Consider the following 17,563-nt stretch of genomic DNA (forward strand, 5'->3'; position numbering starts at 1 on the left):
TATACAAAAATTGACGGCAGGGGCTGAGCGGATTACATTGAGGGGGCTCGATGGACTTCGAATGGGACGAGACGAAGAATTCTTCCAACAAGACCAAGCACGGCGTCGCGTTCGAGATGGCAAGCCATTTCCCATGGGATGCCGCGATCATCGAAGTAGACCTTAGACGGGACTATGGTGAAGACCGCTTCATTGCCCGTGGGCTCGCTAACGATGGCACGGGCTATCACATCGCTTTCACTGTCCGCGATGGCAAGATCAGGATAATCACCATGCGGCAGTTCAGCAGAAAGGACTATCGACGCTATGGAGCGTGATCCTAGAAGTGCGGGTGAAGCAAAGCGGCCAAAGCGCATCTATGGCGTCCCGGATGAGGACACGCCTGAACTGACTGAGGAGGCAATGCGCCGATCCGTTCCGGCAAAGCAGTTCTTTGCGGAGCGCGGGCTGCCTATGCCTGGACGGCCTAAATCGGCGGCGCCCAAAGTGTCCGTCAGCCTGCGGCTGGATCAGGATGTTCTCAATGGTTTCAAGTCCGACGGGCCCGGTTGGCAGACGCGGATGAACGCGGTTTTGGCCGAGAGTCTGAAGCAGTCCAAGAAACAGGCTTGAGCTGGGCTTGCCTAAACCGCCCCTGCGACACTTTCACCGCGCGGGAATCTCGGCTCCAAGCCTTGCAAGCCGCGCGAGGGTCGTGTTAGAGCGGGCGCGACTTTGAAGGGGTCTCCAGACGGCCTCTTTCTCATAAAAACAACAAGCGTCAGCGACCGCCTGGATTCCTTCGAGTTTTGGACGAAGAGGCAGGCGGCAACCAAGAGGGTGATGCGGCATTGGCAGCGCAGAATTCAGTGCTTGTGCAGATCGCACGACCTTATGCGTCGGCGCTGTTCGATCTCGCTGAGAGCGAGAACCAGTTGGCGTCCGTGGAGACGTCGCTGTCCGATATTTCCAGGCTGATCGGGGAGAGCGAAGATTTCGCCCGCTTCCTGCGTTCGCCGGTGATCACCGGCGATGCCAAGGCAGGCGCGCTCGATGCGTTGCTGGCTAAGGCCAACACCAACGCGCTGGTGGCGAATTTCCTCAAGCTGGTCGCCAAGAACGGGCGCCTGTTCGCGCTCGATCAGATCATCGTGGGCTTCCGCGAACTCGCCGCCAAGGCGCGTGGCGAAGTGACCGCCGACGTGACTTCGGCGACGCCGCTGACAGGCGCGCAGGTCGCTGACCTCGCGGAGACGCTCAAGGCCAAGATTGGCAAGACCGTTACGCTCAACCAATTCGTCGATTCCTCCTTGATTGGCGGCCTTCAGGTGAAGGTCGGCAGCCAGATGATCGACAGCTCCCTCAAGACAAAACTCGCTGCGATGAAGATCGCCATGAAAGAGGTCGGATAATGGACATCAAAGCCGCGGAAATTTCTGCGATCCTCAAGGACCAGATCAAGAATTTCGGCCAGGAAGCCCAGGTTTCCGAAGTCGGTCAGGTGCTTTCCGTCGGTGACGGTATCGCCCGCGTCTATGGCCTGGACAAGGTGCAGGCCGGTGAGCTCGTCGAGTTCCCGGGCGGCATCAAGGGCATGGCGCTGAACCTCGAAACCGACAATGTCGGCGTCGTGATCTTCGGCAATGACCGTTCGATCAAGGAAGGTGACGTCGTCAAGCGCACCGGCTCGATCGTGGATACTCCGGTCGGCAAGGGCCTGCTGGGTCGCGTTGTTGATGGTCTGGGCAATCCGATCGATGGCAAGGGCCCGATCGAGCATACTGAACGCCGCCGCGTCGACGTCAAGGCGCCGGGCATTCTGCCGCGCAAGTCGGTGCATGAGCCGATGTCGACTGGCCTCAAGGCTATCGATGCGCTGATCCCCGTCGGCCGTGGCCAGCGCGAGCTGATCATTGGTGATCGCCAGACCGGCAAGTCGGCGATCATTCTCGACACCTTCCTCAATCAGAAGCCGGCCCACGACGCCAACGCGTCGGAAACCGACAAGCTGTATTGCATCTACGTTGCCATCGGCCAGAAGCGTTCGACCGTGGCACAGTTCGTGCGCCAACTCGAAGAAGCCGGTGCGCTGCAGTATTCGGTCGTCATCGCCGCAACCGCGTCCGATCCGGCACCACTCCAGTACATCGCGCCGTTCACCGGCTGCGCCATCGGCGAGTTCTTCCGCGACAACGGCATGCATGCCGTGATCGCCTATGACGATCTGACCAAGCAGGCCGTTGCCTACCGTCAGATGTCGTTGCTGCTGCGTCGTCCGCCGGGTCGCGAAGCCTATCCGGGCGACGTGTTCTACCTGCATTCGCGCCTGCTGGAACGCGCCGCCAAGCTGAACGAAGCTCACGGCTCGGGCTCGTTGACCGCTCTGCCGGTGATCGAGACCCAGGCCAACGACGTGTCGGCCTATATTCCGACCAACGTGATTTCGATCACCGACGGTCAGATCTTCCTCGAAACCAACCTGTTCTTCCAGGGCATCCGCCCTGCCGTGAACGTTGGTCTGTCGGTGAGCCGCGTGGGCTCGTCCGCGCAGGTCAAGGCGATGAAGCAGGTCGCCGGCTCGCTCAAGGGTGAACTTTCGCAGTATCGCGAAATGGCCGCCTTCGCGCAGTTCGGTTCCGATCTGGACGCTTCGACCCAGCGTCTGCTCAATCGTGGTGCGCGCCTGACCGAGCTGCTCAAGCAGCCCCAGTTCAGCCCGCTCAAGATGGAAGAGCAGGTCGCGGTGATCTTTGCCGGCGCCAATGGCTATCTCGACAGCCTGCCGGTCAACAAGGTCGCGGACTTCGAAAAGTCGGTGCTGTCGGCCCTGCGCGGCAAGTATGCTGCGCTGCTGAGCACCATTGCGACCGAAAAGGCGCTGTCCGATGACAGTCGCGCCCAGCTCAAGGCTGCGCTCGACGACGTCAAGAAGAGCTACGCGGCTTAGTTCGTCGTCGCGTGATCGCGCGGCAAAAGTGAAACTCACTTTTGCCGGTCACGCTCCGAAGGCCACATAAGGAGCAGGGGCCCCATGGCTTCGCTGAAGGACCTCAAGAACCGAATCGACTCGGTCAAGTCGACGCAGAAGATCACCAAGGCCATGCAGATGGTTGCGGCGGCCAAGCTGCGCCGTGCCCAGGATGCGGCCCAGGCTGCGCGCCCCTATGCCGAGCGCATGGAAAAGGTGCTGGCAGCGCTTGGCGCGGTCTATGATGGCCAGGCCAATGCCCCCGTTCTGCTGGGTGGCAATGGCAAGGACCAGGTGCATCTGCTGATCGTGGCGACCGGCGAGCGTGGGCTTGCCGGCGGCTTCAATTCCTCGATCGCCCGTCTGGCGCGCGAGCATGCGGCCAAGCTGATTGGCCAGGGCAAGACGGTCAAAATGTTGACTGTGGGCCGCAAGGGCCATGAAATCCTGCGCCGGCAATATCCGGACAATATCGTCGACACCTTCAATTTCCGTGAGATCAAGCAGGTCGGGTTCGCCCAGGCCAGCCAGGTCGCCGAAAAGGTGCTGGCGATGTTCAATGCCGGCGAATTCGACGTGGCGACCCTGTTCTTCGCGCGCTTCCAGTCGGTGATCAGCCAGGTGCCGACGGCGCTGCAGATCATTCCGGCAAAGTTGCCGGCCAAGGGCGAAGGCGAGGCCGCGGCCGCCGCTATCCCCTACGAATACGAGCCCAGCGAAGAGGCGATCGTCGAAGACCTGCTGCCGCGCAATATCTCGGTGCAGATTCTGCGCGCGCTGCTGGAAAACAGCGCTTCGTTCTATGGCGCGCAGATGTCCGCGATGGACAATGCGACCCGGAACGCTGGCGAAATGATTGGGCAGCTGCAGCTGAGCTATAACCGCCAGCGCCAGGCCCAGATCACCAAAGAACTCATCGAAATCATTTCGGGCGCGGAAGCGCTCTAACTCTCAAGCGAGGACCAACAAATGGCAGACAAAAAGGCCGGTCGCGTATCGCAGGTCATCGGCGCCGTGGTTGACGTCGTATTCGACGACCACCTGCCCGCGATCCTCAATGCGCTGGAAACCTACAACAATGGCCAGCGTCTGGTGCTGGAAGTAGCCCAGCATCTGGGCGAAAACGCCGTGCGCACCATCGCCATGGACACTACCGAAGGCTTGGTGCGCGGCGCCGAAGTGACCGATCTGGGCACTGCCATCATGGTGCCGGTGGGTGAAGCGACCCTGGGCCGCATCATGAACGTCATCGGCGAGCCGATCGACGAAGCCGGCCCGATCGGCGAAACCGACAAGCGCGAAATCCACCAGGACGCACCGAGCTTTGCCGAGCAGAACCCGGAAAGCCAGGTTCTGGTCACCGGCATCAAGGTCGTGGACCTGATCGCTCCCTACGCACGCGGCGGCAAGATTGGCCTGATGGGCGGCGCCGGCGTGGGCAAGACCGTGCTGATCCAGGAACTGATCAACAACGTCGCCAAGGCGCATGGTGGTTATTCGGTGTTCGCGGGCGTGGGTGAACGCACCCGCGAAGGCAACGATCTCTATCACGAAATGATCGAATCGGGCGTGAACAAGGACCCCCATGAGAACGGTGGCTCGGCCGCCGGTTCCAAGTGCGCCCTCGTGTTCGGCCAGATGAACGAGCCCCCTGGTGCCCGTGCCCGCGTGGCGCTGACCGGCCTGACCGTTGCGGAAAACTTCCGCGACCAAGGCCAGGACGTGCTGTTCTTCGTGGACAACATTTTCCGCTTCACCCAGGCCGGCGCCGAAATGTCGGCTCTGCTGGGTCGTATCCCGTCCGCCGTGGGTTACCAGCCGACGCTGGCGACCGACATGGGCGCGATGCAGGAACGCATCACCACCACGAACAAGGGCTCGATCACTTCGGTGCAGGCCGTGTACGTGCCCGCCGACGATTTGACCGATCCGGCGCCGGCGACCTCGTTCGCGCACTTTGACGCCGTGACCGTGCTGAACCGGGCGATTTCGGAAAAGGGAATTTATCCGGCGGTGGATCCGCTGGCGTCGAATTCGCGTATTCTGGATCCGTTGGTGGTGGGTGAAGAGCATTACCGCGTGGCGCGTAGCGTGCAGGAAGTGCTGCAGAAGTACAAGGCGCTGCAGGACATCATCGCCATCCTGGGCATGGACGAGCTGTCCGAAGAGGACAAGCTGACCGTGGCGCGCGCTCGCAAGATCGAACGCTTCATGAGCCAGCCGTTTGACGTTGCTGAAGTTTTTACCGGTACGCCGGGCGTGTTCGTATCGCTCGAAGACACCGTCAAGGGCTTCAAGGGCCTGGTGGCTGGCGAATATGACCACCTTCCCGAAGGCGCCTTCTACATGGTCGGCACCATCGAGGATGCGGTCAAGAAGGCCCAGAAGCTGGCCGCACAGGCCGCCTGATTTGTCGCCAATCGGCCCGCCGTTCGCGGCGGGCCAGCCAGCATGCTGGATTTCTTGCTAAAGGACCGAGTGAATGGCTGAAGGCCTCAAGATCGAGATCGTGTCGCCCGAGCGGCTGGTGCTGTCGGAAGTCGTGACCTCGGTCACGGTGCCGGGCACCGAGGGCTATTTCACGGTGATGAACGACCATGCGCCGTTCATGACGACGCTGAAGCCGGGCTTCATCACGGTCAGTGGCCAGGGTGGGCGCGACGAGATCTATTTCGTGCGCGGCGGCTTTGCCGACGTGTCGCCCGACGGGTTGACCATTCTGGCGGAAGAGGCCTCGCCCTATGCCGAGTTCGACCACGCGGAACTCGCAGCCGAGATCAAGTCGGCCGAAGAGCAGTTGGCACAGGCGCAGTCGTTCGAAGACAAGTCATATGCTCAAGACGTGGTCAGCGGCTTGCTGAACCTCGCCATCGAAGCCGGGCAGCTCAACGGCGCTCACGTCCACTAAGGGTATGTCGAGTTTCAGGTGATGCCGGTCTGCGAACGGCAGTTATCTGCGCTTCCGGTACTTATGTACGCTCCGCTCCGGTGGGCCTGACCTAAAACTCAACACGCCCTCGACATATTAGCCGCTCCGAAAGGGGCGGCTTTTTGTATGTGGGGATATGGGCGGGCAATTGTGTCCATGGATTGCGACGATTACGCTCAACAAATAGGCAAGTGCTTGGTTCGCCTATGAAATTATCACGACATAAACGCCTGCTTAAGGATTTTTGCGCACTCTGACGCCCAGGTGTGGACGCGCCGGCATGGCAACATGGCGGCCAAGTGGGGCTTTGGGGCATGGGCAAGCTTTTCGGAAGGGTGTTTGGCAATATCAGGCTGACCTTCGCCATTGCCGCCATGGCGGTGAGTTCGATCGCTATTGCGATCCTGGCAGTGTCGTTGGGCGTGTTCATCACGCTATCGGGTTCGGCCCGCGACGACGCCGACAAGGAAGTGGCGGCGGCAACCCGTATCACGGCGGCGATCCTGCAGGTCAACCTGCCCAGCCTCGAGGTGACCGCCGACGACGCCGGCAACGTCGCCGAATTGCAGATGCGCTCGATGCCGCGCTTCCGCAGCCATGACGTGATCGACACCATCGCGCGCACCACCGCGCAGCAGGCGGCGATCTATGTCTACAATCCCGAAGTTGGTCCCGATTTCATCGTCGGCACGACGAGCCTGCTCGACGCCGCGGGCGAGCGGATGCTGGATGCGCCCATCGTGGCGGGTGACGGGCTCTATGAGGCGATGATGGCAGGCACGCCGGTGCGGGGCGAGACCATGCTCAACGGCGTGGACTATTACACCCTGCACCAGCCGATCCGCATGGCGGACGGCACGGTGATCGGGGCGCTGGAAGTGGCGGTGGCGCGCGGCCCGATCGCAGCGGTGGTTGGCACGACGCTGAGCATGCTGGCCATGGTGGGCGGCGGGGCGCTGGTGATCATCGGCGCGCTGGGCCTGCTGCTTTCGCGGCAACTGACCAAGGCGATCCCAAAACTGTCGGGCGTGATGAATGCGATTGCGGCGGGGGAATTGGACACTGTCGTGCCCTATACCGAACGGCGCAACGAAATCGGCACCATGGCGCGGGCGGTGGAAGTGTTCCGTGGCAATAGCTTGCGCGTGGCGGAACTCGGCGCCGAGACCGACCAGCATCTGGAGCGGGCGGCCGACCATGCCGGCCAGCTCAACGCCATTTCGATGTCGCAGATGGTGGTGGAGTTCAGCCTCGGCGGCGAGGTGCTGAGCGCCAACGAGAATTTTCTCAAGCTATTGGGCTATAGCAGTGCCGAAATTCGGGGGCAGTCCAATGCGTTGTTCCTATTCGATGCCGATCCGAGTTCGAACGGCTATCAGCAATTCTGGCGCGAGTTGGCCGATGGCGCGTTCAAGAGCGGTGAATATCGTCGCAAGACGCGGAACGGCGGCGAGCTGTGGATCCAGAGCACGTTCAACCCGATCATGGGCACCGATGGGGCGCCCTATAAGGTGGTGCAGTTCGCCATCGACGTGACGGCGCGAAAGCAGGCGGTGGCGGCGGTCGGCGCGGGGCTCGAAAAGCTGGCGGAAGGCGATCTGACCGCGCGCATCGATACTGCGTTCCAGCCGGAATTCGAGGGGCTGCGGACGGCGCTCAACGATACGGTCGACAAATTCGGCGCGGTGGTGGGCCAGATCAAGGCGACCTCGCGCACGCTCAAGACCGCGACCGGAGAAATCCTGTCGGGCGCCAATGATCTGAGCGAACGCACCACACGGCAGGCCGCGACCATCGAGGAGACGGCGGCGGCGATGGAGCAACTGGCCCAGACCGTGACCCGCAATGCCAAGCTGGCGCAGCAGGCCAGCACCGATGCCGGCCTCGTCGCGCGCACCGCCCAAGAGGGCGGCGAAGTGATGGAAAAGGCCAATGCGGCGATGAGCGGGATCGAAGCCTCGTCGGCCAAGATTTCCAACATTATCGGGTTGATCGACGATATCGCCTTCCAGACCAATCTTCTGGCGCTGAACGCCTCGGTCGAGGCGGCGCGGGCGGGTGATGCGGGCAAGGGATTTGCGGTGGTGGCGGTGGAAGTGCGCCGGCTGGCGCAATCGGCGGCCAGCGCGTCGGCCGACGTGAAACGGCTCATCGAACAATCGGCAACCGAGGTCACCAAGGGCTCCAAGCTGGTGGCCGACGCGGCCGCACGGCTGCAGGCCATGCTGGAGCGCACCCGCGCCAATACGGCGATGATGGACACCATGGTGCGTGAGAACCAGGAGCAGGCTGCGGCGATCGGCGAGGTCTCGGTGGCGGTCAATACGCTGGACGAAATGACCCAGCACAATGCGGCGCTGGTTGAGCAAACCAATGCGGCAATCGAGCAGACCGAGACGCAGGCAACGACGCTGGATCGGATCGTGGCGGTGTTTACGCTCGACCAAGTGGCGCCAGCGACTGAGCAAAGCCGCAATAGTGGGGTAGGGACGCGCCGTGTCGCGTAAATTCTTTCGAGCACTGTGAACGGTTTGCGCCGCTCTGCGGGCGCTACGTACGGGTCTTCACCGAGTCTTTACGATAAAAACGGATGATTTGCCCAAGTCCAGGGCAGTTTACCGCATCGCCCTGGGCAGAGATTGCTCAGGGGGCACACGTGCATTTTTCTGTTGTATTGAAGAGCATGGCCGGCGTCGCGCTGGCCTTGACGCTGGCTGTTCCGGCCCAGGCCGATGAATTCACCGCGCCGCTGACCGCGCTGGCCAATGGCGAGATCAAAGCCTTCGCGTCGGACCCGGCGCTAGTCGCCGCCATCGTGGCGCAGAATGCGGTTACGGCCAGCTATGACCAGGCCAAGATCGATGCGCTCGACGCGCAGTGGAAGGCCGAAGTGGGCGCCGCCAGCAAGCCGCTGATCGACGCGACGCTGGGCAATGCCGCCTCGCAATATCTCAAGGGCGTGCAGGACGCCTCGGCGGGCAAGTATACCGAAATCTTCGCCATGGACGCCAAGGGGCTCAATGTCGCGCAAAGCACGCTGACCTCCGACTATTGGCAGGGCGACGAGGACAAGTTCACCAAGAGTTTTGGTGCCGGCGCCGATGCTGTCAATCTCGGCGACGTCGAGCAGGACGAGAGCACCCAAGTGTTCCAGAGCCAAGTGAGCGTGCCGATCTCCGATCCGGCCACTGGCGCCGTGATTGGTGCCATCACCGTTGGCGTCGACGTTTCGGCTTTGTAATAAACCGGCCGGCGGTTAGTCGCCGGCCCTATTCCCCGGATTGAGGCCATCATGGCGCTGAAGATTTCGCTGACCCAGAAGATCGTCGGTCTGGTCATATTGACCATGGTGATGGGGGCGGGTGCCAATATCTGGCTGTCGACCACTCAGAACAGCGCCTTGCTGCGCGGTGAACTGGAGCGGGCCAATGTGATCGTCGCCGGCGCCAGCACCGAGCAACTGGCGGGCGGCATCCGCTTTGGCAAGCCGGAGACCATTACGGCCACTTATGGCGGGCTGAAGGCCCTGTTGGGTCAGCAATTCGCCGCCGGCGCCAGCTTCGACCTGCAGGGCGCTCAGATTGTCGCCACCGAAGGCGCCGAGAGCTATGCGGCCGACATGGCGGCCTTGGCCAAGACCGCCAATGGGGCCGACGCGGTGCAGCACATGACCACCGGCGCGATGACATTCGTGGCCGTGCCGGCGCATTTCGGGCCGGACAAGGCCATTGTGGGCACTGCGGTGTTCGTCTGGGACATGAGCGAGGCCCTGGCGCGCCAGAGCCAGTCAGCGCTAAACAATGCGGCGATCAGCCTGGGGCTGATGGCGCTGCTGGTGGCTGGGCTCTATGCCTTCGTGCGGGGTGGCATTACCGGACCGCTGCGCAAGCTGGTGCATACGGCGAGCGCTATCGCGGCCGACCCGGCCGATGTCGAGACAGTGCCGGGCACCGGGCGGCAGGATGAGCTGGGCGAGATGGCGCGGGCCGTGGCGGTGTTCCGCGACAACGGGCTCAAGGTTGCCGAAATGAACAGCGCCGAGCAGGCACGGCAGGCGCGGGCGCAGGGCGAGCGCACCGACATGATGGGATCGCTGCTGGTGGCATTCGGGCAGGTAGTCGACGCCGCTGTGGCCGGCGATTTCAGCCAGCGGGTGATGGCGGACTTCCCCGATGACGAGCTGAACCTGCTGGCCAGCAGCGTCAACAACCTGGTGGCGACGGTCGAGCGCGGGCTGGACGAGACGCAGACCGTCTTGTCGGCGCTGGCCGATACCAATCTCAGCGTGCGCATGCAGGGCGACTACCATGGGGCGTTCGGCGCGCTGCGCGACAGCACCAACAAGGTGGGCGAACAATTGACCGATATCGTGGGGCAATTGCGCCAGACGTCGAGATCACTGAAAACCGCGACCGGGGAAATCCTGGCGGGCGCCAACGATCTGAGCGAACGGACCACGAGGCAAGCGGCGACCATCGAAGAGACGTCGGCGGCGGTGGAGCAACTGGCCGGCACGGTCAACGAGAATGCCGTCAAGGCGGCGTCGGCCAGCACCAAGGCCGACATGGTCTCGCGGGCCGCCGAAGATGGCGGGGCCGTGATGGGTCGCGCCACCCATGCGATGGAGCGGATCACGCAGTCTTCGGGCAAGATTTCCAATATTATCGGGCTGATCGACGACATTGCGTTCCAGACCAACCTGTTGGCGCTGAACGCTTCGGTAGAAGCGGCGCGGGCCGGGGACGCCGGCAAGGGATTTGCCGTGGTGGCGGTGGAAGTGCGGCGGCTGGCGCAATCGGCGGCGGGCGCTTCGGCCGAGATCAAGGCACTGATCGAAATTTCGGCTACCGAGGTGGCGGGCGGCAGCAAGCTGGTGGCGGAAGCGGCCGACAAGCTCTCGGCCATGCAGGGCGCGGTGCGCGAAAACAATGCGCTGTTGCTCGATATTGCCTCGGCCAGCAAGGAACAGGCCTCGGCGATCGAGGAAGTGGCGATCGCGGTGCGGTTGATGGACGAGATGACCCAGCACAATGCGGCGCTGGTGGAAGAAACCAATGCGGCTATCGAACAGACCGAAGCGCAGGCAAGCGAGCTGGATCGCATCGTCGATGTGTTCACGCTGGAAGAGGCGCCGGTGATCGGCCGCAATGCTGCGCGCCGGGCCGACCGTCGCGCCGCGTGAGATGGTCGGGTCGGGTAAGTATGGTTACGACTTCATTAAGTTCCGCGCTGTACACTATTCGCATGGCCTGAATTTCACTTCCGGCTGCCAGCAACAGAAGTAGATGCGTCATGAAATTTGCAACGATGGTTGCCTGCGTGTGTGGCGCCGTGCTGGTGACGGGCGCCGTCATGTCGGGGTCGAGTTTTCTGGTGGGCCAGACATTTACCCAGGCGGAGCACAATTCAGCAGTGCTGATGAGTTCGATGCGTGACCAGATGACTGCGGACATGATGCACGATGCGATGCGCGGGGTGGTCTATCGCTCGCTCTATGCCGCCGTGAGCGCCGACGCAGCAACGACCGCCGAAGCCAAGGCCCAGCTGGCCGAGTATTCGCAGCTCTTCCGCACTTCGATCGACGCACAAACGGCGTTGGATCTGCCGGCCGATATTCGTGCCGCGCTGGATAACATTGCGGGGCCACTCGACGCCTATATCGCTAGTGCGGAGACGCTGGTGGGATTGGCGTCCGCAGGCAAGATCGATGAGGCCAAGGCGCAGTTGCCGGCGTTCGAAACTGTGTTCGGCACGCTCGAGACTGGCATGGCGTCGGTTTCCGACACCATCGAGGCGGGCAATGTGCGTGCCAATGCGGCCACGGGCACGGCAGAAATGCTGTCGAGCCTGGCCACCTGGGGCGGGGCCGCGCTGATCGCGCTGCTGGTGCTGGCCATGATGACGCTGAGCCGGAAACTAGTGACGCGGCCGCTGGTCGGAATAACGGCGAGCATGGGGCAACTGGCCGCCGGCGATCTGGAGGTCTCGATCGACAAGAAACAGGCGGTGGACGAAATCGGCGCCATGGCGTTGGCATTGATGGTGTTCGCCGAAGCCTTGCGCAGCCGGGCCGAGCTGACCTCGAGCGCCGAAGCCAGCGCCAGGCTCGACGCGCAGCGGGCGGCCGAATCGGCCAGCCTCAATCGCAGTTTGGCCGATGTGGTGGGTGCGGCGGCGGCGGGCGACCTGTCGCGGCGGCTGGAAACGGTTTTTGCGGATGGCGAACTGAGTGCGGTGGCCGAGGCGGTGAACCTGCTGGTCGCGACGGTGGATACGGGCCTGTCCGAGACCAGCGGTGTGCTGGCGGCGATCGCGCGGGCGGAGCTGGATCGCCGGGTGATGGGCGATTACAAGGGCGCGTTCGGCAAGCTCAAGGGCGACACCAATGCGGTGGCCGACCGGCTGACCGAGATCGTCACCCAGCTCAAGACTACTTCGGAAGCGCTCAAGACCGCGACGGGGGAAATCCTGTCGGGCGCCAATGATCTCAGCGAACGTACCACCAAGCAGGCGGCGACCATCGAGGAGACCTCGGCGGCGATCGAGCAATTGTCGGGCACGGTGATGGACAATGCCGGCAAGGCCGAAATGGCCAGCAAGCAGGCCGGCAATACGGCGCGCACCGCCGAAGAGGGCGGCGTAGTGATGGCCAAGGCCACTGAGGCGATGGAGCGGATCACCCAGAGTTCGGGCAAGATTTCCAACATTATCGGCATGATCGACGACATTGCGTTCCAGACCAATCTGTTGGCGCTGAACGCCTCGGTGGAAGCGGCGCGGGCCGGGGATGCGGGCAAGGGATTTGCGGTGGTGGCGGTGGAAGTGCGCCGGCTGGCGCAATCGGCGGCCAGTGCGTCGGCGGACGTCAAGCTGTTGATCGAACAGAGTGCGCAGGAAGTGGCGGGCGGCTCGAAGCTCGTCTCCGACGCGGCGGGCAAGCTGGTGCAGATGCTGGCGGCGGTGCGCGATAATCACCAGGCGCTGGACGCTATCGCCAGGGCCAGCCGCGAGCAGGCTTCCTCGATCGAGGAAGTGACCGTGGCGGTGCGCACCATGGATGAGATGACCCAGCACAATGCGGCTTTGGTTGAGCAAACCAATGCGGCAATCGAGCAGACCGAGGCGCAGGCCGTCGAGCTGGATCGGGTGGTGGATGTGTTCAAGCTGGGGAACCAGCAGGGTGGGCGGGTTCGCCGGGCGGCTTAGACAGCAAGGCCCCCTCACCCGGCGCTGCGCGCCGACCTCTCCCCGAAGGGGCGAGGTAAGGCTAGGCCAAGGCCGCTGTGACCAGGGCTTTGGCGTGCAGGTCGGTGGTGTCGTAGACCGGCAGGGGGCTGGTGCTGTCGTCGATCAGCATGCCGATTTCGGTGCAGCCGAGGATGACGGCCTGGGCGCCGCGGGCGGCGAGTTGGGCGATGGCGTCGATATAGATGGTTCGCGATTGCTCGCGGATGATGCCGAGGCAGAGTTCCTCGTAGATGATGCCGTTGAGGTTGGTGCGGCCGACCTCCGGAATGAGGACCTTGAGGCCACGAGCCTCGAGGCGCTCTCGGTAAAAGCCCATTTCCATGGTGAAGCGCGTGCCCAGGAGGCCGACGGTGTCGAAGCCATCGGCAAGCAGGGCGTCGCTGGTGGGGTCGCCGATGTGCACGAACGGGGCGTCGAGGCCGGCCGTGATGGTGTCGGCGACGATGTGCATGGTGTTGGTGGCGAGGCCGATGATCTCGGCCCCTGCGGCGACCAGGGTCTTGGCGCTTTGAGCCAGGATAGCGCCGGCGCCCTCCCAATCACCGGCCGATTGCATGGCGGCAACGGGGGCGAAGTCGACCGAGTGGATGAGCAGCGGGGCGGAGTGCAGGCCGCCGAGGCGGGTCGCCGTGGACTGGTTGAGCACGCGGTAATAGTGGGCGGTGGATTCCCAGCTCATGCCGCCGATAAGGCCGATGGTTTTCATGGGGACATTGGAGAGGGTGGCGAGGCGGTGGTCAAGGGGTGGCGGGCTGCCGGTGGGGGAATGACGTGGCGGGTGCCGCCCCAGAGCGTTCAGGGTTTGGCTTGGTGCATCCCGATCACTGATCTTCCCTCGGACTTGATCCGAGGGCCATTGGCCGCTTGTGCCGTGTTGATCAGGGCCCGCGGGTCAAGCCCGCGGGAGGAAAGAGAAGAAGGAAGCGGAGCAGGGCGTGGAGAAGGGAGCGGAAGGAAGCACCTGCCCGCGCGGAATGACTCCGTGGGCGTGGAAAGCCTCTTCACCCGACCCGAGAGAGGCGAGGCGAGAGGTGAAGACGTCTCAGGCGTGGGTAAACCGCTGGGGGATGTCGGAGAAGGCGGCGACCACTTTGTCGTAGGCGTCTTTCTTGAAGGGCACGATGAGGCCGGGGGTGCGGCTGAGGCGTTCCCAGCGCCAGGCATCGAATTCGGCGGGGTGCTTGCCGCCGCCGGGGGTCAGCACGTCGATTTCGCTGTCATTGCCGGTGAAGGCGAAGGCGAACCAGCGCTGGCGCTGGCCGCGATACTTGCCCTTGAGGGCGACGCCCAGCTCGTCATCGGGCAGGTCGTAGTAAATCCATTCGGGGGCTTCGGCGAGCAGGCTCACCGAGGAAATATTGGTTTCCTCGTGCAGTTCGCGCAACGCGGCCTTGAGCGGGTCCTCGCCCTTGTCGATGCCGCCCTGCGGCATTTGCCAGGGCGCGCCACTCTCGGCGCTGGCCTCGGGATCGCCCTCCCACTTGCGGCGGCCGATGAAGACATTGCCATCGGAATTGAACACGGCAATCCCCGCGCAATCGCGATAGGGCAAGGTTTCACGAGCGGGGCGTGCGGGCATGGCGAGGCGCTTTCTATTTCATCAGGGCGCTGATGGGGACGAGCGTGATGCCCTTCGCCTCCAGCTCGCGCGACCACTCGGCCACGCTCTGCACTGATATGGGCAGGGCGCTCACAATACCAATAGCTGAGCCATTCTGCAGTGCCTTGGCCTCAAGGCTGCCAAGCGCCGCGAGTATGGGTGTACGGGCCGGATTGGTGTCGATCACCAGGTCAGCGCGGGTAAACGGCACCTTGTTGCCGGCGGCAAGCTGGGGGGCCAGCGAGCGATTGGACGAGCCGTCATCCACATAGCCCAGGCCGCGCGAGCCCAATTCCTCCATGACCGGGGAGAAATCGGCGGCCGAGGCGGTGAAACGGGCGCCCATATTGTTGATCAGGCCCACATAGCCGCCAAAGCGCGCCATCAGCCAGAACAGCTTGTCCAGATTAGCGCGCGGCTGCTCGCCGGTGAGCAGGGTTTGGGGGCCGGGATCGTTCTGCGGATAATCGAAAGGTTCGAGCGGAACTTCGAGCAGCACTTCGTGGCCGCTGGAGCGGGCGGACGAGACGGTCGACTGCAGGGTCTTGCCATAAGGCGCGAAGGCAAGGGTCACGGCTTGCGGAAGCTGGTCGATGGCGTCGAGCGAGCCCTGCTCGTTGATGCCCAGGCCAGTGACGATGATGGCGATGGCAGGCTTGCCGGGCGCGAGGGGCGTGGCGAGGGGCGTCGAATAGGTCTTGAACGGGGTTTCGCCCGTGGTGGAGATGCGCGGAATCGGGCCGTTGGCGGTTTCCTCGCTGAAGTCGGGCAGGGCGGCGTAGGGATCGCCGGTGGAGGCGGTGGGCGTCAGTGGGGTCAGCGGCGCCTCGCCGGCCGGATATTGCTGCGGGTCAGCCGTGATGGTGACCGGGCCAGTGGCGACATCATTGGCCAGCGCATTGCCGTTGCGGGTAGAGGTGATGCTCACCTCTTCGCTGGGGCGGCCGCCATCGGGATCATCGACCAGCATCAGGCGCGCCACGAAGCCGCCGACCGCCAGAACGATGACCCCCAGCAGAACGCGGGCCAATGGGAAGCTGCGCGGCTTGCCCGAACTGGGTTTGCGTTTGCGGCTGGTCAGCGGCGTGCTGAGATCATTGGCCATTGGGGGTCCCGCGGGGGTTTAAATAGTGAGGGGACGAGGCGGCGAATCACCGGCCTCGTCCCCTCAAAACATAACACAGACCGGCTTGGGCTTAGAGCATCGCGGGTTCAGGGGCGCCCGAACCCGGATTGCCGTCATTGCCCGGCGGGTCCGGGCAATCCAGCGATGTTACCGCGCCCCATGGACCACCGGGACAGGCCCGGTGGTGGCGGCGCGGAGGGAGCGAGTTCGGCTGAAAGCTCGCGGCCTTAGTCGCCCTTGGCGGGGAAGGCCGGGTCGGTCTCCTTGCCGTCGATCAGGCGGATGGCATATTGCAACTGGGTATCGTCGGCCTTGTCGGCCGGCACGAAGACCGAGGAGCCAACCGTCGTTTCTTCCTGGCCCGCAATGGTGATGTGGCCGGCAAGCCCGGCTTCGCCAACGATAGTGTCCTTGCCCTGGAATTCGGCAGGCACGACTTCCTGGATGGCGATATCGGGCTGGATGCCCAGGGCCTGGATCGAGCGGTTGTTCGGCGTGTAGTAGCGCGCGGTGGTCAGGCGCATGGCGCCATCGGGGCCGAGCGAGATGATCGACTGCACCGAGCCTTTGCCGAACGAGCGGCTACCGATGAGGGTGGCGCGCTTGTGGTCCTGCAGGGCGCCGGCGACGATCTCGGAGGCGGAAGCGGAGCCGCCATTGATCAGCACCACCAGCGGCACATCGGCGATCAGGGCATCAAGCGCATCGGGCTGTGCGTCATAGCGGGCGCTTTCGGCCGGCAGGCGGCCACGGGTCAGCACCACGGCGCCCTGCTTGAGGAAGGCATCCGAGACGAACACGGCCTGATCAACGAGACCGCCCGGATTGTTGCGCAGATCGAGGATGATGCCCTTGGGGGCTACGTCCTTGCGCTGGGCATAGATGGCCTTGATGGCCTTTTCGATACCCACAAAGGCCTGCTCGGAGAAGCGCGACAGGCGCAGCACGGCGACATCGCCTTCCATCGACCATTTGACGGCCTGCATGGCGATGGTGGCGCGCTGCAGGGTGAAATCGATCGGGTCGGCGACGCCTTCGCGCATCACGGTGACCTTGATGGAGCTGCCCAGGGGGCCGCGCATTTTGTCGACCGCAGCGTCGAGCGTCATGCCCTGCACTTCGATGTCGTCGAGCTTGACGATCAGGTCGTTGGACAGGATGCCGGCCTTGGCGGCGGGGGTATCGTCGATGGGCGAGACGACCTTGATGACGCCCTCTTCCATGGTGACTTCGATGCCGAGGCCGCCGAATTCGCCCGAGGTATCCTCGCGCATGGCGTCGTAATCGGCGGGCGGCAGGTAGCCGGAATGGGGGTCGAGCGAGGTCAGCATGCCCTGGATGGCGGCACGGATCAGCTTCTGCTCATCCGGCGGATCGACGTATTCGGCGCGGATACGGTCGAAGATTTCGCCAAACAGGTTGAGGTCCGAATAGACCTGAAGCGGATCGCGCGGAGCGGCGGCGGCTTCAGCGGCGGTCGGGGCGGGCTCTTCGCCGCCGGGCGCAGGATCGGCCGCCGGGGCCTGGTCCGGTGCCTGATCGGGGGCGGGAGTGGATGGCTCGCCAGCAGGAGCGGGGGCCGGGGCGGCGGGATCGGTGGCCGGTGCGGGCGCCGCCGGCTGCTCCTGGGCAACGAGGGTGGACGCAGGCAGCAGCAGCGCCAAGGTCATTGCGGCGGCGCGGATGGTCGGAAAGCGCATCAGGGTTTATCCA

General features: G+C 63.7%; 15 protein-coding genes. 11 read left to right on the top strand and 4 right to left on the bottom strand.

Annotation, left to right across the window (positions count from 1 at the left end; translation table 11 throughout):
* Positions 1 to 50 precede the first annotated feature (50 nt).
* The 11 genes from ABIB57_RS08810 to ABIB57_RS08860 all read left to right on the top strand — a co-directional run bounded on the left by ABIB57_RS08810 (position 51) and on the right by ABIB57_RS08860 (position 13,082).
* The gene (locus tag ABIB57_RS08810; protein ID WP_354040073.1) at positions 51 to 317 is read left to right on the top strand and encodes a BrnT family toxin; all 267 of its coding nucleotides are present in this window, start codon (positions 51 to 53) and stop codon (positions 315 to 317) included.
* The gene (locus tag ABIB57_RS08815; RefSeq protein ID WP_354040075.1) at positions 307 to 612 is read left to right on the top strand and encodes a BrnA antitoxin family protein; all 306 of its coding nucleotides are present in this window, start codon (positions 307 to 309) and stop codon (positions 610 to 612) included. The genes ABIB57_RS08810 and ABIB57_RS08815 overlap by 11 nt, the downstream gene beginning before the upstream one ends.
* Before the next feature lie 176 nt (positions 613 to 788).
* On the top strand, positions 789 to 1,391 hold the full coding sequence (locus ABIB57_RS08820) for a F0F1 ATP synthase subunit delta (protein ID WP_354040077.1): 603 nt from the start codon (positions 789 to 791) through the stop codon (positions 1,389 to 1,391).
* Positions 1,391 to 2,926 carry a F0F1 ATP synthase subunit alpha gene (atpA, locus tag ABIB57_RS08825; protein WP_354040079.1) on the top strand — a complete coding sequence of 512 codons (1,536 nt, stop codon included), beginning with the start codon at positions 1,391 to 1,393 and terminating at the stop codon, positions 2,924 to 2,926. The genes ABIB57_RS08820 and atpA overlap by 1 nt, the downstream gene beginning before the upstream one ends.
* An 84-nt stretch (positions 2,927 to 3,010) precedes the next feature.
* On the top strand, positions 3,011 to 3,895 hold the full coding sequence (locus ABIB57_RS08830; protein ID WP_354040081.1) for a F0F1 ATP synthase subunit gamma: 885 nt from the start codon (positions 3,011 to 3,013) through the stop codon (positions 3,893 to 3,895).
* 21 nt (positions 3,896 to 3,916) lie between these two features.
* Positions 3,917 to 5,356, top strand: coding sequence for a F0F1 ATP synthase subunit beta (gene atpD / locus ABIB57_RS08835; RefSeq protein WP_354040083.1), 1,440 nt, complete (start codon positions 3,917 to 3,919; stop codon positions 5,354 to 5,356).
* Between the two features lie 73 nt (positions 5,357 to 5,429).
* Positions 5,430 to 5,855, top strand: coding sequence for a F0F1 ATP synthase subunit epsilon (locus ABIB57_RS08840; protein ID WP_354040085.1), 426 nt, complete (start codon positions 5,430 to 5,432; stop codon positions 5,853 to 5,855).
* 335 nt (positions 5,856 to 6,190) lie between these two features.
* Positions 6,191 to 8,383 (top strand): methyl-accepting chemotaxis protein, encoded by a 2,193-nt coding sequence (locus ABIB57_RS08845; protein WP_354040087.1) that lies wholly within the window; start codon positions 6,191 to 6,193, stop codon positions 8,381 to 8,383.
* 149 nt (positions 8,384 to 8,532) lie between these two features.
* On the top strand, positions 8,533 to 9,117 hold the full coding sequence (locus tag ABIB57_RS08850; RefSeq protein WP_354040089.1) for a hypothetical protein: 585 nt from the start codon (positions 8,533 to 8,535) through the stop codon (positions 9,115 to 9,117).
* Between the two features lie 51 nt (positions 9,118 to 9,168).
* Positions 9,169 to 11,058 (top strand): methyl-accepting chemotaxis protein, encoded by a 1,890-nt coding sequence (locus tag ABIB57_RS08855; protein WP_354040091.1) that lies wholly within the window; start codon positions 9,169 to 9,171, stop codon positions 11,056 to 11,058.
* A gap of 110 nt (positions 11,059 to 11,168) precedes the next feature.
* Positions 11,169 to 13,082, top strand: coding sequence for a methyl-accepting chemotaxis protein (locus ABIB57_RS08860; protein WP_354040093.1), 1,914 nt, complete (start codon positions 11,169 to 11,171; stop codon positions 13,080 to 13,082).
* Between the two features lie 61 nt (positions 13,083 to 13,143).
* Here the strand turns inward: ABIB57_RS08860 and ABIB57_RS08865 are convergent, their stop codons facing one another.
* From ABIB57_RS08865 to ABIB57_RS08880, 4 genes are all read right to left on the bottom strand, one after another.
* Entirely contained in the window at positions 13,144 to 13,830 is a 687-nt protein-coding gene (locus tag ABIB57_RS08865) for an aspartate/glutamate racemase family protein (protein ID WP_354040095.1), read from the bottom strand.
* Between the two features lie 336 nt (positions 13,831 to 14,166).
* Positions 14,167 to 14,703, bottom strand: coding sequence for an RNA pyrophosphohydrolase (locus ABIB57_RS08870; RefSeq protein ID WP_354040097.1), 537 nt, complete (start codon positions 14,701 to 14,703; stop codon positions 14,167 to 14,169).
* 13 nt (positions 14,704 to 14,716) lie between these two features.
* On the bottom strand, positions 14,717 to 15,829 hold the full coding sequence (locus tag ABIB57_RS08875; RefSeq protein WP_354040099.1) for a divergent polysaccharide deacetylase family protein: 1,113 nt from the start codon (positions 15,827 to 15,829) through the stop codon (positions 14,717 to 14,719).
* A 248-nt stretch (positions 15,830 to 16,077) separates the two neighbouring features.
* Positions 16,078 to 17,550, bottom strand: a complete 1,473-nt coding sequence (locus ABIB57_RS08880; RefSeq protein ID WP_354040100.1) for a S41 family peptidase — start codon at positions 17,548 to 17,550, stop codon at positions 16,078 to 16,080.
* Positions 17,551 to 17,563: the final 13 nt, after the last annotated feature.

The sequence above is a fragment of the Devosia sp. UYZn731 genome, assembly GCF_040546795.1.
GTDB lineage: Bacteria > Pseudomonadota > Alphaproteobacteria > Rhizobiales > Devosiaceae > Devosia.

Excerpts from the sequence above, each read along its gene's own strand:
- atpA (WP_354040079.1), top strand. The coding sequence starts at position 1,391 with ATGGACATCAAAGCCGCGGAAATTTCTGCGATCCTCAAGGACCAGATC.
- ABIB57_RS08810 (WP_354040073.1), top strand. The coding sequence starts at position 51 with ATGGACTTCGAATGGGACGAGACGAAGAATTCTTCCAACAAGACCAAG.
- ABIB57_RS08865 (WP_354040095.1), bottom strand. The coding sequence starts at position 13,830 with ATGAAAACCATCGGCCTTATCGGCGGCATGAGCTGGGAATCCACCGCC.
- ABIB57_RS08830 (WP_354040081.1), top strand. The coding sequence starts at position 3,011 with ATGGCTTCGCTGAAGGACCTCAAGAACCGAATCGACTCGGTCAAGTCG.
- ABIB57_RS08855 (WP_354040091.1), top strand. The coding sequence starts at position 9,169 with ATGGCGCTGAAGATTTCGCTGACCCAGAAGATCGTCGGTCTGGTCATA.
- ABIB57_RS08860 (WP_354040093.1), top strand. The coding sequence starts at position 11,169 with ATGAAATTTGCAACGATGGTTGCCTGCGTGTGTGGCGCCGTGCTGGTG.
- ABIB57_RS08880 (WP_354040100.1), bottom strand. The coding sequence starts at position 17,550 with ATGCGCTTTCCGACCATCCGCGCCGCCGCAATGACCTTGGCGCTGCTG.
- ABIB57_RS08845 (WP_354040087.1), top strand. The coding sequence starts at position 6,191 with ATGGGCAAGCTTTTCGGAAGGGTGTTTGGCAATATCAGGCTGACCTTC.
- ABIB57_RS08870 (WP_354040097.1), bottom strand. The coding sequence starts at position 14,703 with ATGCCCGCACGCCCCGCTCGTGAAACCTTGCCCTATCGCGATTGCGCG.
- ABIB57_RS08840 (WP_354040085.1), top strand. The coding sequence starts at position 5,430 with ATGGCTGAAGGCCTCAAGATCGAGATCGTGTCGCCCGAGCGGCTGGTG.
- atpD (WP_354040083.1), top strand. The coding sequence starts at position 3,917 with ATGGCAGACAAAAAGGCCGGTCGCGTATCGCAGGTCATCGGCGCCGTG.
- ABIB57_RS08875 (WP_354040099.1), bottom strand. The coding sequence starts at position 15,829 with ATGGCCAATGATCTCAGCACGCCGCTGACCAGCCGCAAACGCAAACCC.
- ABIB57_RS08815 (WP_354040075.1), top strand. The coding sequence starts at position 307 with ATGGAGCGTGATCCTAGAAGTGCGGGTGAAGCAAAGCGGCCAAAGCGC.